At 71.7% G+C, this 14,194-nt stretch carries 14 protein-coding genes; 3 read left to right on the top strand and 11 right to left on the bottom strand.

What is annotated here, in order from left to right; translation table 11 throughout:
* Positions 1-35: 35 nt before the first annotated feature.
* Positions 36-806, bottom strand: a complete 771-nt coding sequence (locus tag FHS08_RS07360; protein ID WP_167037327.1) for an IclR family transcriptional regulator — start codon at positions 804-806, stop codon at positions 36-38.
* Between the two features lie 136 nt (positions 807-942).
* Between FHS08_RS07360 and FHS08_RS07355 the strand changes: the two genes are divergently transcribed.
* Entirely contained in the window at positions 943-1,509 is a 567-nt protein-coding gene (locus FHS08_RS07355; RefSeq protein ID WP_167037324.1) for a DJ-1/PfpI family protein, read from the top strand.
* Positions 1,510-1,540: 31 nt separating this feature from the next.
* Here FHS08_RS07355 and purF read toward each other — a convergent pair whose 3' ends face one another.
* The 4 genes from purF to FHS08_RS07335 form a co-directional block, all read right to left on the bottom strand.
* Complete coding sequence (gene purF / locus FHS08_RS07350; RefSeq protein ID WP_167037321.1) at positions 1,541-3,004, bottom strand: amidophosphoribosyltransferase; 1,464 nt, start codon at positions 3,002-3,004, stop codon at positions 1,541-1,543.
* A gap of 6 nt (positions 3,005-3,010) precedes the next feature.
* Positions 3,011-4,177 (bottom strand): phosphoribosylformylglycinamidine cyclo-ligase, encoded by a 1,167-nt coding sequence (purM, locus tag FHS08_RS07345; RefSeq protein ID WP_341800351.1) that lies wholly within the window; start codon positions 4,175-4,177, stop codon positions 3,011-3,013.
* Positions 4,178-4,280: 103 nt separating this feature from the next.
* On the bottom strand, positions 4,281-5,147 hold the full coding sequence (locus tag FHS08_RS07340; protein WP_208382230.1) for an RNA polymerase subunit sigma-70: 867 nt from the start codon (positions 5,145-5,147) through the stop codon (positions 4,281-4,283).
* On the bottom strand, positions 5,144-5,983 hold the full coding sequence (locus tag FHS08_RS07335) for an alpha/beta hydrolase (RefSeq protein WP_167037315.1): 840 nt from the start codon (positions 5,981-5,983) through the stop codon (positions 5,144-5,146). The genes FHS08_RS07340 and FHS08_RS07335 overlap by 4 nt, the downstream gene beginning before the upstream one ends.
* 101 nt (positions 5,984-6,084) lie before the next feature.
* Between FHS08_RS07335 and FHS08_RS07330 the strand changes: the two genes are divergently transcribed.
* Positions 6,085-6,696 carry a zinc-binding alcohol dehydrogenase gene (locus FHS08_RS07330; RefSeq protein ID WP_167037312.1) on the top strand — a complete coding sequence of 204 codons (612 nt, stop codon included), beginning with the start codon at positions 6,085-6,087 and terminating at the stop codon, positions 6,694-6,696.
* Positions 6,697-6,719: 23 nt separating this feature from the next.
* Here FHS08_RS07330 and FHS08_RS07325 read toward each other — a convergent pair whose 3' ends face one another.
* From FHS08_RS07325 to FHS08_RS07300, 6 genes are read right to left on the bottom strand one after another with little or no spacing between them, the layout of a single operon-like run.
* Positions 6,720-7,085, bottom strand: coding sequence for a potassium transporter Trk (locus FHS08_RS07325; RefSeq protein ID WP_167037309.1), 366 nt, complete (start codon positions 7,083-7,085; stop codon positions 6,720-6,722).
* Between the two features lie 53 nt (positions 7,086-7,138).
* Positions 7,139-8,368, bottom strand: a complete 1,230-nt coding sequence (locus FHS08_RS07320) for a hypothetical protein (protein ID WP_167037306.1) — start codon at positions 8,366-8,368, stop codon at positions 7,139-7,141.
* Positions 8,365-9,564, bottom strand: a complete 1,200-nt coding sequence (locus FHS08_RS07315; RefSeq protein WP_167037302.1) for a hypothetical protein — start codon at positions 9,562-9,564, stop codon at positions 8,365-8,367. The genes FHS08_RS07320 and FHS08_RS07315 overlap by 4 nt, the downstream gene beginning before the upstream one ends.
* A complete protein-coding gene (locus FHS08_RS07310) occupies positions 9,561-10,364 on the bottom strand; it encodes a heme ABC transporter ATP-binding protein (RefSeq protein ID WP_167037299.1) in 804 nt (267 codons plus the stop codon). The genes FHS08_RS07315 and FHS08_RS07310 overlap by 4 nt, the downstream gene beginning before the upstream one ends.
* Positions 10,361-11,455 carry a FecCD family ABC transporter permease gene (locus FHS08_RS07305; RefSeq protein ID WP_424960806.1) on the bottom strand — a complete coding sequence of 365 codons (1,095 nt, stop codon included), beginning with the start codon at positions 11,453-11,455 and terminating at the stop codon, positions 10,361-10,363. The genes FHS08_RS07310 and FHS08_RS07305 overlap by 4 nt, the downstream gene beginning before the upstream one ends.
* Before the next feature lie 38 nt (positions 11,456-11,493).
* The gene (locus FHS08_RS07300; protein WP_341800349.1) at positions 11,494-12,591 is read right to left on the bottom strand and encodes a heme/hemin ABC transporter substrate-binding protein; all 1,098 of its coding nucleotides are present in this window, start codon (positions 12,589-12,591) and stop codon (positions 11,494-11,496) included.
* Positions 12,592-12,790: 199 nt separating this feature from the next.
* On the opposite strand from FHS08_RS07300, the gene FHS08_RS07295 reads away from it, so the two are divergent.
* Entirely contained in the window at positions 12,791-14,173 is a 1,383-nt protein-coding gene (locus FHS08_RS07295; RefSeq protein ID WP_167037291.1) for a hypothetical protein, read from the top strand.
* The last annotated feature ends 21 nt before the right edge of the window (positions 14,174-14,194 follow it).

The following is a 14,194-nucleotide window of genomic DNA, read 5'->3' as shown; positions in this document are numbered from 1 at the left end:
CGGCATCCCGTGCTGTCCGGGCGAGGCCCGACGCGTCAGGCGTGCAGGCTGCTGGACACGTGCCACGCGCCGCGGCGGACGATCCGCTCGAGCTCGTGCGCGCGCGAGCGGAACTCCTCCGCGGAGGTCGAGAGCGAGACGGCTCCCACCGTGCGGCCGCTGCGGGAGCGCACGGGAGCCGCGATGCATGCCAGCTTCGGCATGTACTCCTCGATCTCGACGGCGATCTGCAGGGCGCGTACGTCCTCCAGCTGATCGAGGAGCTGACGCTCGCTCGTGACGGACTTCGGGGCGACGGATGCCGCGCCGTGCCGCTCGAGATAGCGCCGCACGCCGTCGTCGTCTCGGGCGGCGAGCATGAGCTTGCCGAACGCCGTCACGTGCGCGGCCTCCGCGAAGCCCACGTGAAGCTGGCCGATCCGAGGGTGGGCCGTCGAGTCGGCGACATGGGCGACGGCGATGTCGTCGCCGCGGAACACCGTGAGGTACGCGGGCGCGTGCGCCGCATCGCGCATGTCGGCCAGGATGCCGCGCACCGACGGCGTGGCCACGAGCTGCGACCGCACGGCGCGGCCGAGCCCGTCGACGGCGCGGCCCAGCGAGTAGCGCGCGTCGTCGCCGCGCACGAGGTAGTCGCGGGAGAGGAGCGTCGCGAGCAGGCGGTACGTCGTGGCCGCAGACAGCGCGAGACGGGCCGAGAGCTCGGCAGCGGTGAGCCCGTCGGTGCTCTCGCCGACCTCGCCGAGGATCTGCAGCACGCGCTCCGCGGAGCGGATGCCCGCGGCGTCGCGGGAAGGTGCGCCCATGCCGACAGTGTAGATCCGCTCGCGGGGCGCGGATCCGGACGGGATTCGCACATCGTGAGAACCGGGCTCGCGGGTTGCGCCATCCGAGCGCACGCTGGGGGGACAGACATCGACGTCTCCCGAGAGGAACCACCCCATGACCGAGAAGATCCTGATCCTTACCGGCGACGCCGCCGAGACCCTCGAGGTGTTCTACCCCTACCACCGCCTGCAGGAGGCCGGCTACGACGTGCACATCGGCGCGCCCGAGAAGCGGAAGCTGCAGTTCGTCGTGCACGACTTCGTCGACGGCTTCGACACGTACACCGAGAAGCTCGGCCACACGTGGGACGCCGACGTCGCCTTCGAGGATGTCGACCCCGACGACTACGTCGCGATCGTCGTGCCCGGCGGCCGCGCACCCGAGTACATCCGCAACAACGCCGACGCCCAGCGCATCGTGCGGCACTTCTTCGAGAAGAACGAGCCCGTCGCGGCGACGTGCCACGGCCCGCTCCTGCTCGCCGCCGCGGGAGTCCTGCAGGGCCGCACGTCGTCGGCGTATCCCGAGCTCGCGATCGACGTCGAGACGGCGGGCGGCGTGTTCGAGAACGGCGGCGGCGTCGTCGACGGCAACCTCGTGACCGCCCGCGCGTGGCCCGACAACGGCACGTGGATGAAGGCGTTCCTCGAGGTGCTCGAGGGGGCCCGCGTCAGCGCCTGAGCGGCGCGACCCGCCGGGTCGGGGCCCGCGGTCAGCTCTCCTGCGAGCCCTCGACCCAGGCGAGGTACTCCTCGGAGACCGTGCCCGTGATGTAGCGGCCGTCGAAGCAGCTCATGTCGAGGTCTTCGACGTCGGGCGAGCCCTCGAGGATCGCGGCCTTGAGGTCTTCCACCTCCTGGAACACCATGTAGTCGGCGCCGAGCTCTTCCGCGATCTCGGGGATCGTCCTGCCGTGCGCGACGAGCTCGTGACGCGACGGCATGTTGATGCCGTACACGTGCGGGTAGCGCACGGGCGGAGCGGCAGAGGCGAACGTCACGGTCTTGGCGCCGGCATCCCGCGCCATCTGGATGATCTCCTTCGACGTCGTGCCGCGCACGATCGAGTCGTCGATGAGGAGCACGTTCTTGCCCTTGAACTCCGTCGACATCGCGTTGAGCTTCTGCCGGACGCTCTTCTTGCGGATGGCCTGACCGGGCATGATGAACGTCCGGCCGACGTAGCGGTTCTTGTAGAAGCCCTCGCGGTACTCGATGCCGAGCTTGCGCGCGACCTGCATCGCGGCGGGGCGCGACGAGTCCGGGATCGGCATGACGACGTCGATCGCGTCCTTGGGCGTGTACTTCGCGATCGTGTCGGCGAGGCGGTCGCCGAGCCGCAGCCGCGCCTCGTACACCGAGATGCCGTTCATGACGGAGTCTGGCCGGGCGAGGTAGACGTACTCGAACGAGCACGGCACGAGCTTGGGGTCCTTCGCGCACTGCTTCGTGTGCAGACGCCCTTCGAGGTCGATGAAGACGGCCTCGCCGGGCTCGACATCCCGCACCACCTCGAAGCCCGCGTTCTCGAGCACGAGCGACTCGGACGCGACGACCCACTCGTAGCCGCCCTCCTTCGCCTTGCGCGTGCCGATGATGAGCGGACGGATGCCGAACGGGTCGCGGAAGGCGAGCAGTCCGTAGCCCGCGATCAGCGCGATCGCGGCGTACGAGCCCTCGGCCCTGTCGTGAACGCGCGAGACGGCCTGGAAGACCTGCTCGGGATCGAGCTGGAGGCCCGAGATGACGGCCTGCAGCTCATTGGCGAGGATGTTGACGAGCAGCTCCGTGTCGGAGCTCGTGTTGAGGTGGCGGCGGTCGGTGTGGAAGAGCTCGTCGGTCAGCTCGCGCGTGTTCGTGAGGTTGCCGTTGTGCACGAGCACGATGCCGTACGGGGCGTTGACGTAGAAGGGCTGCGCCTCCTCTTCGCTGGATGCCGTGCCCTTGGTCGCATACCGGACGTGACCGAGGCCGATCTCGCCGAGCAGCGACCGCATGTCACGCGTGCGGAACGCCTCGCGCACCTGACCGCGTGCCTTCGCCAGGTGGAAGACGCCGCTGCGCTCCGCCGTCGCGATGCCGGTGGAGTCCTGGCCGCGGTGCTGCAGCAGGAGAAGAGAGTCGTAGATCTCCTGGTTGACGGGCCCGCGGCCCACCATCCCGACGATTCCGCACATGGGGTGTTACTTCGCTCCGTGATCGGGTGCGGCGCTGTCGCCGTAGGTTCCGACGAGGCGGACCGCCCCGCCGTCGACGCCCTTGGCGCCCTGTTCGAACTCGCCCGCAGGGCGCGTTCCCGTGTGGACGACGCCGACCTGCCAGGCGGCGATGCCGTCCTGCGCGAGGGCCGAGATCGCGGCATCCGCCTTCTGCGCGTCGACGACCGCGAGGAAGCCGATGCCGAGGTTCCAGGTGCCCTCCGTGCTCTCGAGCGAGAGGTCGCCGAGGTCGGCGAGCACGCGGAAGACGGGGGGCGGCGACCACGTCGACCGCTCGACCTCGACCCACGAGCCCTGCGGGAGCACGCGCGCGAGGTTCGCCGCGATGCCGCCGCCGGTCACATGGCTGAGCGAGTGGACCGCGCTGAAGGGGCCGCGGGCGCTGTCGCCGAGCTGCGCGATCAGGCGCAGCAGCGGGCTCGTGTACAGGCGGGTCGGCTCGAGGAGCGTCTCGCCCCACGTCGTGCCGAAGTCCTCGGCCGTGTGCGCGTACTGGATGCCCCCGCGCGCGACGATGTGCCGGACGAGCGAGTAGCCGTTCGAGTGCAGGCCGCTGGATGCGAGGGCGAGGACGACGTCGCCGTCGCCGACACGCTCCGCGCCAAGGATGCGAGAGGCCTCCACGACGCCGGTCGCTGCGCCCGCGACGTCATAGTCGTTGAGCCCGAGGAGCCCGGGGTGCTCTGCCGTCTCGCCGCCGACGAGCGCCGTGCCCGTCTCGGCGCAGCCGCGCGCGATGCCCCGGACGATGTCGGCGATGCGCTCGGGGTAGACCTTGCCGCACGCGATGTAGTCGGTCATGAAGAGGGGCTTCGCGCCCACCACGACGATGTCGTCGACGACCATGCCGACGAGGTCGAGGCCGATCGTGTCGTGCTTGTCGATCGCCTGGGCGATCGCGACCTTGGTGCCGACGCCGTCGGTGCTCGTCGCGAGGAGCGGGCGCCCGTAGCTCCTCAGGGTCGACGCATCGAAGAGACCGGCGAAGCCGCCGACGCCGCCGAGGACCTCGGGGCCGTGCGTCCTGCGGACGGCCGACTTCATGAGCTCGACTGCGAGATCGCCTGCCGCCGTGTCGACGCCGGCTTCCGTGTACGGGTTGGACGTCACGTCGCGCGAGGGGGAGGCCACGGCTCCAGCCTACCGGCGCCTTTCCTGAGCGGATGCCGGAGGCCTGAGCTGTCGAGCGGCCGGCCCGACGTCGCTGCGGTCCTGGGCCCCTGCCGCTGAACGCTCATGCGAGTCGGCGAGGGAGCGAGGGATCGCGGAACACCGTGATCCTCGCGATGCCGTCCGGGCGGACGTCCAGCACTGTCGCGCCGTACGGCGATCCGTCGAGGCGGACGACGGCCCCGGGTGCCCCGTTGACCGTCGCGGGGGTCATCTCCCACGTGCCGGAGTGCGCGACGGCATCGGCGAGCACGGGTGCGCACGCCGCCTTGCCGGCTCGCGCGAAGCCCTCCGGGACGAGCTCGAGCACGGCATCCGCCCGCAGCACAGAGAGGAGCAGGTCGACGTCGCCTCGCGCGAACGCGCCGATGTAGGCCTCGACCAGCCGACGCACTGCGGGGTCGCGGGGCTCGACGACGTCCGCGGCGACCGGCGCCTCGCGCGCCACGCGTCGGCGCGCCCGCTGGAGGGTGCTCTTGACGGCGGGCACGGAGGTCTCGAGCAGCTCGGCGGACTCGGCGGCCGAGAAGCCGAGCACGTCCCTCAGGAGCAGGACCGCCCGCTGTGACGGCGGAAGGGACTGCAGCACGGCGATGAACGCGAGCCTGAGATCGTCGCTGTCGCCGGGGAAGGGGCCGATCCATCGCACGGGCCGGGAGGAACCGGGGAGGTCGGGCCCGAGCGCGTCGACGTCCGCGGGCAGCGCCCGCGCCGCGCGGCCCGCGGCGGCATCGAGGCAGACGCGGGTCGCGATGCGGTAGAGCCACGTGCGCACCGAGGCGCGGCCCTCGAACCCCTCCCAGGCACGCCAGGCCCGCAGATACGTCTCCTGCAGGGCGTCGTCGGCGTCGTCCCACGAGGCGAGCATCCGGTAGCAGTGAGCGCGCAACTCGCCCCGAAGGGGCACTGCATCCTGCTCGAAGCCCGTCACGATCCTAGTATCGACCGCAGCCATCGCCCTGCCCTCCCGATCGCGTCATCGGCGGCGGCGCTGCGCCCCGCAGCCATCTGAAACGTGTGGAGCTGACCCTCGAACTCCTCGAGCCGCACGGGCACGTCGTACACGCGCAGCCGCTCCGCGAGCCGGATGCTGTCGTCGCGCAGCGCCTCGTCGCCGCCGACCTGGAGGAGCACGGGCGGCAGTCCCGACAGGTCGGCGCGCAGCACCGCGATGCGGGGGTCTCGAGGGTCGGCTCCGGCGAGGTAGGCGGCTGCGAGGGAGCGCACGATGTCACGCGTGAAGAACGGATCGGGGGCGCTGTCGTACGACCCCCCGTCGGCTTCGAGGTCGACCCAGGCCGACAGGAGCACGAGCGCGATCGGCGGTGCGAACCCGATCCCGCGCATGCGCTGCGCGAGCCAGATTGCGAGCAGGGCGCCGCACGAGTCGCCCAGGACGGCGATCCGGGCGAAGCCCTGGCCGACGAGCCACCGGTGTGCGGCGACGACCGTCTCGAGCTGATCGGGATGCACATGCTGGGGGACGAGCCCGTACTCGACGGCGAAGGCGGGCAGGCGCGACGCATCCGCCAGATGTCCGAACATCCGTCGGTGCGTCGCGACCGATCCGCTGACGAAGCCGCCGCCGTGGATGCAGAGCAGCGCCGCGTCGGAGACGGGCCGGGGCGGGCGCAGCCACGCACCCGCCGGCCGCTCCACCCGCTCCGTGCGCAGCTGTGCCGGCTCGCGCGCGAGCTCTCCCCAGTCGGTCGCGTCCGGCGAGCGTGCCACGAGCTCCCAGTGCCGGCGATTCGGATCGGTCGTCATGCAGGGATAGACCCTCGCGGCCCGCGAAAGGAATCGGCCTCCCACCGAGATCGCGGGTGCGGGCCGGGCCCGCGCGGGATGCCGAGTCCTAGAATGGCGACATGACCGGCACAGGCGCTCCCGAGTGGGTGATCCGCGAGGATGCGGGTCAGCCGGTGCTCATCGCGCTCTACCTTCGGCAGGTGCTCGGCATCCGCTCGCCCGACGAGCTGCCGCATCTGCGCGGCATCCCGCCCAGGGCGAACGACCGCGCGGACGAGGCGCAGGCTCTGCTCGAACGTCAGTGGCGCGAGTTCTGGGCCATGACGGTCGAGCCGACGGCGCATCCGTCGCCCGTGCCGCTCGATCTCGTCGACGGGTTCGAGACGCTCGTGGCGCTGCCGACGAAGGGCTCTGACGAGCTGCGCTCAGCGATCACGCCCCACGCCGCCGAGGCGGTCGAGTACGGGAAGTCGTGGCACGAGCGGTACCGCAAGGACTCGTCGGGCAAGCCCGGCGTCTCGTACCGGGCCTACGCGAGCGCGATCGCCGAGCATGAGCGGCAGGTCGGCCGGCGCGCGCACTCCTTCGAGCTCAACGTCCAGGTGCTGCCGCTCGTGCAGCGCGGCGTGTGGTGGATCGGATCGCTCACGATCGCCGTCACCGACGGACTGCGCGGGGATGTCGCGGCCTTCGACGCCGCGATCCACCCCATCATCGCCGAACTGGCGTGAGCGGTCGCTGAGCCCTCGAAGGGTCAGTCGACGACGTGGACCGTCTCGCGGTCGACCTCGACATCCCGCGTGCGTCGCCCGACCGTGCGGTCGAAGACGAGTGCGACGGCGCCGGCGAGCGCGACGCCCCCCGCGATGCAGATGAGGGCGAGGAATCCGAAGACCTGCCCCTGCGAGTAGATCATCCCCGTGTTCGGGCTCTCGTCGGTCGTGCCGGTGAAGGAGAACGTGAGGATCATCGCGACGATGATGCCGAGCGCCGCCCCTGCGACGAGGAACACCGAGTACTTCGGGGACCGCCTGATCCTGACCGTCTCGATGCGGTCCTCGATGAGCTCGTGGTGTGTGACGGGCTTCGGGGTCTCGGGGGTGTTCGCCTGGTCGGCCATGCCTCCATTGTCTCACCGCAGGCCGACTATCGACCCGTTCCGGCCGGCGAGGATCAGCGCCCCGCGCGAAGCGCGCGCTGCCACGGCAGCCGCCCCATGATGTTGAGCACGGCGACGACGGCGAGAGCGAGAGCGAGCGCCGACGCGAGCAGGGGCCCTGCCAGGGCGCTCAGCGCCGCTGCCGCCGACGCGGGCACGAGGCCAGGCCCCTGCGGAAGCGATGTGGCGGCCGCGAGCGGGATGCCGATCGGCAGCCTCGTGGCGACGTCTGCCGGGAGCTGCACCGGTTGCCCCGGCCGCACGCGGATCGGGTTGCTCGGCTCGTCCGCCGACCCCGCGACCGCGGGAGGCGTGACCGCGATGGGGGCCGCCGCGTCGTAGCTGACGTACAGAGTCGTCGCGGGCTTGGCCCGATCGCGCTGGCCGCCCGTCGTGAGCCAGTACCCGGCCTGACCGGTCAGCTTCTGGTACTCGACGAAGCTCGCAGGGAACGATCCCCAGTACGCGGCGTTCTCGGAGGTCCGCTCGATCTGCCCTGCATCCGGGACGGAGACCCCGACGTACTCCGGGACGATCGCGAAGCCCCCGTCGGACGCGGGGTCGACGCCGCGCAGCTCGGCGAGCACGATGGACTGCTCGGGAAGGGGCACCCACTTGGAGAGGTCGTCCATCGATGTGCCGAACCCGCTCGCGGTCGCCGTGACCCGCCCATCGCCTGCAGGGTCGAGCGTCAGCACGGGATCGGTGACGGTCCAGTAGGTCATGCCGCCGTAGAAGACGACGGTGAACGAGCCCGTCCACCGGATCTCGAGCCCCGCACCCGGCACGAGTCGACCACGACCCTGATCGATCACGACCTGGTTCGCGGTCGTGCTCGTCAGGGACGACACCGAGACGGCACGGCCGCTCGCGTCGAGGCAGCGGCTCTCGAAGCTCGCGAGGCGGTACTCGCCGCCGGCGGCCGGCTTCTCGATGCGCACTGCTGCGCTCGTGGCCGAGTAGAGGCCGTCCGCGGCCGTCCACACGCGCGCGGACCCCGCGTTCCCCGCCCTGCCGGCGCTGAGGAAGTTGCATCCGCCCGCGAAGGCGCCCGCGCCGGACTCGGCGTTGAGCCCCCAGCGGAACTGGGCGTTCGTGATCGGCCTGCCCGCATCCGACTCGGGGACCGTGACGGTGATGTCGCCCGGTCCGGCATCCGTCTCCGCGGCCGACGCCGGTGCGCCCGCCAGGGCGGCGAGCGCGATGACGAGCGCCGCGGCCGCCACGACCGAACGCCGTCTCACGCGTGCTCCCCCGCCCCGACGGCGAGTCGCTCGGTGACGGCGTCGGGCCCCGCCTCGCGCGGAGCCGGGATCACCGCCGTCGGAGCAGCGGGGGGCGGCGGCGCGGAGGACGCGGACGCCGCCGCGGACGCCGCCTGGGCGCGCGCCCTGCGGGCCGCGAGCGATCGACGGATCGACACGACGACGCTCGTGACGATGAGCACCAGAGCGATCCCGATGCACGAGACGAGCAGGACGAACAGCCACATCGGCGTCTCCGCAGCAGCGGCCGCCACGAGGGGCGAGGCGCCGGCGACGATCTCGACGGGCGACTCGGCGACGGCGCCGGATGCCGCCCCCGTCAGGGTCACGAGATGAGTCCCGCCACGCACGTCGCGCGGCACCGACATGACGCCGGCGACCTCGCCCTGAGCGCCGGCCGACAGCGGTCCGACGGAGACGAGGCCTCTGTCGAGGGTCGCGACGACCTGCTCGCCGGGGGCGAAGCCCTGACCCGTGAACGCGATCGAGGTGCCGGCGTCGACGCGCGCGGAGGCCAGCCCGAGACGGACCTCGCCGGGCGCGGCGAGGCCGGGCGCGGCATCCGGGAGCGTGCCGCCCGCGGCCGCAGGCGCCGATCCCCCGCCCGAGGCGAAGCTCACGGGCGTGAAGGTCTCGTTGTTGGCGTTCTTGACGCCGTGCGCACCGATCGTGATCACGCCGCACGTGACCTTGAGACAGTCGACGCCGCTGACGTCGCCGGAGCGGTCGCGGCTCTCGAACCTCGCCCCCGGAATCGTCATGGACACGCTCCACGAGCCGTCGTCCGACATGACGGCGTGCGCGGCTGCCTCGGTCTCGCTGCCGGGGAACGCGACGAACCGCTGGAATCCCGCGTTGTCCCTCGACTCGCTGTCGGGCACGTAGCGGTAGTCCGCGCCGACGACCCCGCCCTGACTCGGGCGCCACGATCCGTCGACCCAGCCGAACAGCACGTAGACGCCGCCGAACCCCTTCTTGATCGACTGGAACCCGGATCCGCGCACGGTCACCTCGGTGGCGTAGTCGGGGTCGACCGTCGAGGTGCCGTCCGGGCCCTCGACCGTCACGGACGAGGCGGCCCACGCAGGCAGCGGAACGGCGACGGCCAGCAGGGCGGCCAGAAGCGCACCCGACAGTGCGAGGGCGAGCGTGGAGCGCGGGATCGCGCGGTTCATGCGGTTACCTCCTCGGCTGCCGCCACGCCCGTCGCGCGTGCGGCCACGATGATCTCGCCATCCGGTCCGTCGAAGACGCCGACCGGGTGGCGATAGACCCTGGTCAGGACATCCGGGTCGAGCACCTCGCGCGGAGGGCCCACCGACACGATCTCGCCGCCCGCGAGGATCGCGATGCGGTCGGCGTAGGCCGCCGCGAGGCCGAGATCGTGCAGCACCACGACCGCGGAGCCGCCTGCTCGCGCATGCGCTCGCGTCTCGGCCAGCACGCGGTGCTGATGGCGGATGTCGAGGCTCGCGGTGGGCTCGTCGAGCAGGACGATCGCGCACGACTGCGCGCGGGATCGGGCGAAGGCGACGCGTGCCCGCTCGCCGCCGGACAGCGTTGTGACGGGGTGGTCGGCGAGTGCCTTCACCTCGCCCGCGTGCATCGCGAGCTCGACCATCTCCTCGTCCCGGTCCGCCTCCGGACGGCTCCGCCACGGCGCGCGTCCCATCCGCACGACATCGATCACGGGGAACGGGAACGAGATCTCGTTCGACTGCGTCAGCACCGAGCGGCGTCTCGCGAGGTCGGCGACGGGCGCGGCATCCAGGGGAGCCCCGTCGATCAGCACGGTCCCCCGCGACGGCGAGCGGTCGCCGGCGAGCACGGACAGCAGCGTCGACTTGCCCGCGCCGTTGGGGCCCACGAGGGCCAGCAGCTCGCCCTCGAGAAGCTCGAGGGTCACATCCGTCAGGATCGCGGCGCCGCCGAGGTCGACGGCGACGCCCTGCACGCTCATGACCGGCCGCGTCATCCCCAGCCTCCCGCCCGGCGGCGCGTTCGGCGCAGCAGCCAGAAGAAGAACGGGCCGCCGATGAGCGCCGTCAGCATGCCGATGGGAAGCTCCGCATAGGGCACCGCCGTGCGGGCGACGAGGTCTGCGCCCATCAGCAGGACGGCCCCCGCGAAGGCGCTCGCCGGCACGAGCAGACGATGGCCCGGGCCCAGGATCATGCGCACGAGGTGCGGCACGACGAGCCCGACGAACGAGATGATCCCGCACAGGGCGACGGCCCCGCTCGTCAAGAGGGCGATGAGCACGATCGCGACGACGTGCAGCCGCTCGACGTTCAGACCGAGGTGCGTCGCCTGGCGCTCGCCGAGCGAGAGCAGGTCGAGGGAGCGAGACAGCAGCACGCAGCCGACGACTCCGACGACCGTGAGGGGCAGCACGATGAGCACGTCCTGCCAGCGCGAGCCGTTGAGCGAGCCGAGCTGCCAGAACACGATCTGCTCGCGCTCCTGAGTCGTGCCGAGGAAGGTGAGCAGCGCGATCGCGGCGCCCGCGATCGCGTTGATCGCGATGCCCGTCAGCACGAGCGTCACGACCTCGGTGCGGCCGTCGGCCCGCGCCGACCCGTACACGACGACGGTCGCGAGCAGCCCGCCGAGGAAGGCCATGGCCGGGAGCGTCAGCGGGCCGGCGAAGCCGAGGCCGAAGACGATGGCGGCGCACGCGCCGACGGCGGCCCCGGAAGAGACCCCGATGACGCCGGGCTCGGCGAGCGGGTTGCGGAAGACGCCCTGCATCACCGCGCCGGCCGTCGCGAGCGCCGCGCCGACCAGGAGCGCCATGACGATGCGGGGGAAGCGGACGAGCCACAGAGTGGCCTCGCCGTTGACGTGTTCGACGGCGGCTCCCTCCGGCACCCGGAGCCACGTCAGGCCGATGTCGGAGACGACGGCGTTCCAGCCGCGCGAGAGTGCTCCGATCACCTGCTCGGCGGGGATGTGCAGCTGGCCGGTTCCGGCCGACACGACGATGAGCACGCACAGCAGAGCCGTGAGGATGCCGAAGGTCGTCCAGACGCGCAGGCGCGCCCGTCTCGCGGCCGGGTGCACGATGGCGACCGCCGCGTCCGGCCGCTGCGCCGTCACGGTGGTCACTTCAGGGCATCCGGTGCATAGATCGCGACGGCGAGCGCGTCGAGCACGTCGGCGGCCTCCGGCCCGAAGCTGAGGATCTGCGTGTCGGACATGTCGACGATCCGGCGGTTCCTCCCCGCCGTCGTCTGAGCGACCGCAGGGAGGTGCTCCAGGAGCCCGTCGACGCCGTCGACCGACTCGAGCCCCTTCGTCATCATGAGGATCACGTCAGGGTTGGCCGCGATGAGCGCCTCGTCCGTCACGGGTCGCATGCCGACCCAGCCGTTCTCTCCCGCGACGTCGATGCCGCCGAGCGCCTCGATGAGGCTGTCGGCCCCCGACTCGTCGCCGAACAGGTAGTAGACGCCCGACTGGCCCCGCACGTACAGGAAGACCATGCGCAGGCGATCGCCGTCCGCAGGCGCGATCGCGGCGATCTCGGCCAGCTTCGCGTCGACGGCGGCGGACGTGCGCGCGGCCAGCTCGTCGCCGCGCTGCGGCACGCCCAGAGCCGTGGCGACCTGACGCGTGAGGTCGTCGATCGTGTCGATCGCGCGGTGCGAGTCGACGACCACGACCGGGATGCCGATGTCGCGCATCTGCAGGATCGTGTCCCACGGTCCGAGACTCGTGTCGGTCAGGATGACGGTCGGGGCGAGGTCGAGGATCGCCTCGGCGTTGAGATCGTGGCCGTTCTGGGTGACCAGGGGAAGACCGGCGGCCTCGGGGAAGCCCGTGGACACATCGCGTCCGACGACGGAGCCGCCCAGGCCGAGCTCGAACACGATGCGGGACAGCGAGCCGTAGATGTCGAGCGCCAGGATGCGCGACGTGTCGGTGACGGTCACCGTCGTGTCCTGGGAGTCCACGACGGTCGCGGGCAGGACCTGCTCGCCGGTCGTGATCGGCTCGAGCGGTGAGGACGCCGGCACCGCGGTGCTCGGCCCCTCCCACGCGGCGGGATCGGCGATGGGCGTCACGTCGTGCAGCGGTGGAGTCGCCGCGGTCGCGGCATCCCCGCCGTGGAAGCCCAGCCCCTGGCACCCCGCGAGGCCGAGCGAGACGACGCAGACGATGGCGACGAGTGCGAGTCGTCGTTGGAGCTTTCGGCGCACGCTGATCTCTCTCCCGGTGTGCATCGTGGTGGGCGGGTGCAGCGGGCGGCAACCGAACCCGGAGGTTAATTAGGGTTGCCTTGCCTTAATTCCCGATCTGTGAATAAGGTGATCCTAACCTAGCTTTGAGCTTGCGCGAATACTCTTCGCGCTCATCACGCCAGGGTCGACCCGACACATACTCCGAAAGGAATTCATCGTGCCCTCACGCACCAGTACCCCGCCCCGCCGCTCCCGGCTGGCGGCCGCAGCGGCGATCGCCGCGCTCGCGGCCGGCAGTCTCGCGTTCGCGGCGCCCGCGAACGCGGCCGACCAGGGGACGATCTCCGACGCCGTCTTCCAGTGGGGATTCAACGCCGAGACGGGGAGCCCCGGCTTCGCCCCGGGCACGTGCAACTTCCTCAGCGCGGGAGTCGCCGGCGACGCCGGCTCGTCGCACGTCTGGTCGGAGGCGGAGGGGCTCTACGCGTCGAGCGCGGGCAACGTCACGATCAAGAAGCCGGATGCCGCGGGCGAGCTCGTCCAGACGAGCTGGGCCACGAAGTGCCAGCAGCCCAGCGGCGCCACCACCACATTCACGGCCCCGTCGGGGAACATCGTCGAGATCACGGGCGGCGAGGGCACCGTCGCGGCCGACGGATCGGTCGAGATCGCGTGGGACGGCTCGTTCTCGGTCGTGTACTACAGCGGGTACACGTACTGGACCGCGACGAACCCCGTCCTGACGCTCGACGCCGACGGCAACGGCCAGGTGACGGCGACGGCGAGCGGGTACGGCACCTCGATGGAGGACATGACGCAGTGGGTGCCGCTCGCTCCCACGCAGATCGTCCTCGCCGACATCACGGCTGCACAGGTGGGCGACTCCGGCTTCACCGTGACGCCCGACTATCTGGGCATCGAGGTGACGAGCACGCAGTCGCCGCAGGTGCGCACCGGCGCGAACTGGGGCTCGTTCCCGCAGTCGTTCGTCGACTTCCAGGTGCTCTCGGGTCAGTCGAGCTACTGGTACTCCTCGGGTGGCGCGGCTGACGTCCGCAAGCCCACGACGCCTCTGACGGTCTCGTACGCCGTCGAGGCCGCCGAGCCGCAGCCCGAGCCCGGCGAGGGCGACATCGTCGTCGAGGTGCCCGAGGCCCAGACCCCCGAGACGGGATCGTTCGGCTGGACCTGGGCGTCGAGCTCGGCCGTCGACCTCGGCACGGCGACGCAGGACGGCGCGAACTTCGTCGCGAACGGCATCCTGAACGACGTCGTCGTCACCGACACCCGTTCCGGCGGCTCGGGTCAGCACGCCTGGAGCCTGTCCGGTCAGGTCGGCGAGTTCACGTCCGGCGCCGACAGCTTCAGCGGCGGCTACCTCGGCTGGACGCCGAAGGTCGTCAGCGGCTCGGGCGTCACCGCCGGCGCGGCCGTCACCTCGACGCAGCTGGGCGGCGTGGGCCTCGCGACCCCGAGCACGCTCGCGTCGGCCGGCGCCGCAGCCGGCGCGACCGTCGGAGCCGACCTGTCCCTCGTCATCCCGGGCACGACGCCCGCGGGCGACTACACCGCGACGCTGACGATCACCGCCGTCAGCTGACGCGCTCCCGCGGGGGTCCGG

Source organism: Microbacterium ulmi (assembly GCF_011759705.1).
Classification (GTDB): Bacteria; Actinomycetota; Actinomycetes; order Actinomycetales; family Microbacteriaceae; genus Microbacterium; species Microbacterium ulmi.
Note: the sequence above shows the minus strand (reverse complement) of the source record. Positions and strands in the feature narration are given on the sequence as shown.

Excerpts from the sequence above, each read along its gene's own strand:
- FHS08_RS07355 (WP_167037324.1), top strand. The coding sequence starts at position 943 with ATGACCGAGAAGATCCTGATCCTTACCGGCGACGCCGCCGAGACCCTC.
- FHS08_RS07325 (WP_167037309.1), bottom strand. The coding sequence starts at position 7,085 with ATGGCCGACCAGGCGAACACCCCCGAGACCCCGAAGCCCGTCACACAC.
- FHS08_RS07315 (WP_167037302.1), bottom strand. The coding sequence starts at position 9,564 with ATGAACCGCGCGATCCCGCGCTCCACGCTCGCCCTCGCACTGTCGGGT.
- purF (WP_167037321.1), bottom strand. The coding sequence starts at position 3,004 with ATGTGCGGAATCGTCGGGATGGTGGGCCGCGGGCCCGTCAACCAGGAG.
- FHS08_RS07360 (WP_167037327.1), bottom strand. The coding sequence starts at position 806 with ATGGGCGCACCTTCCCGCGACGCCGCGGGCATCCGCTCCGCGGAGCGC.
- FHS08_RS07335 (WP_167037315.1), bottom strand. The coding sequence starts at position 5,983 with ATGACGACCGATCCGAATCGCCGGCACTGGGAGCTCGTGGCACGCTCG.
- FHS08_RS07310 (WP_167037299.1), bottom strand. The coding sequence starts at position 10,364 with ATGACGCGGCCGGTCATGAGCGTGCAGGGCGTCGCCGTCGACCTCGGC.
- FHS08_RS07330 (WP_167037312.1), top strand. The coding sequence starts at position 6,085 with ATGACCGGCACAGGCGCTCCCGAGTGGGTGATCCGCGAGGATGCGGGT.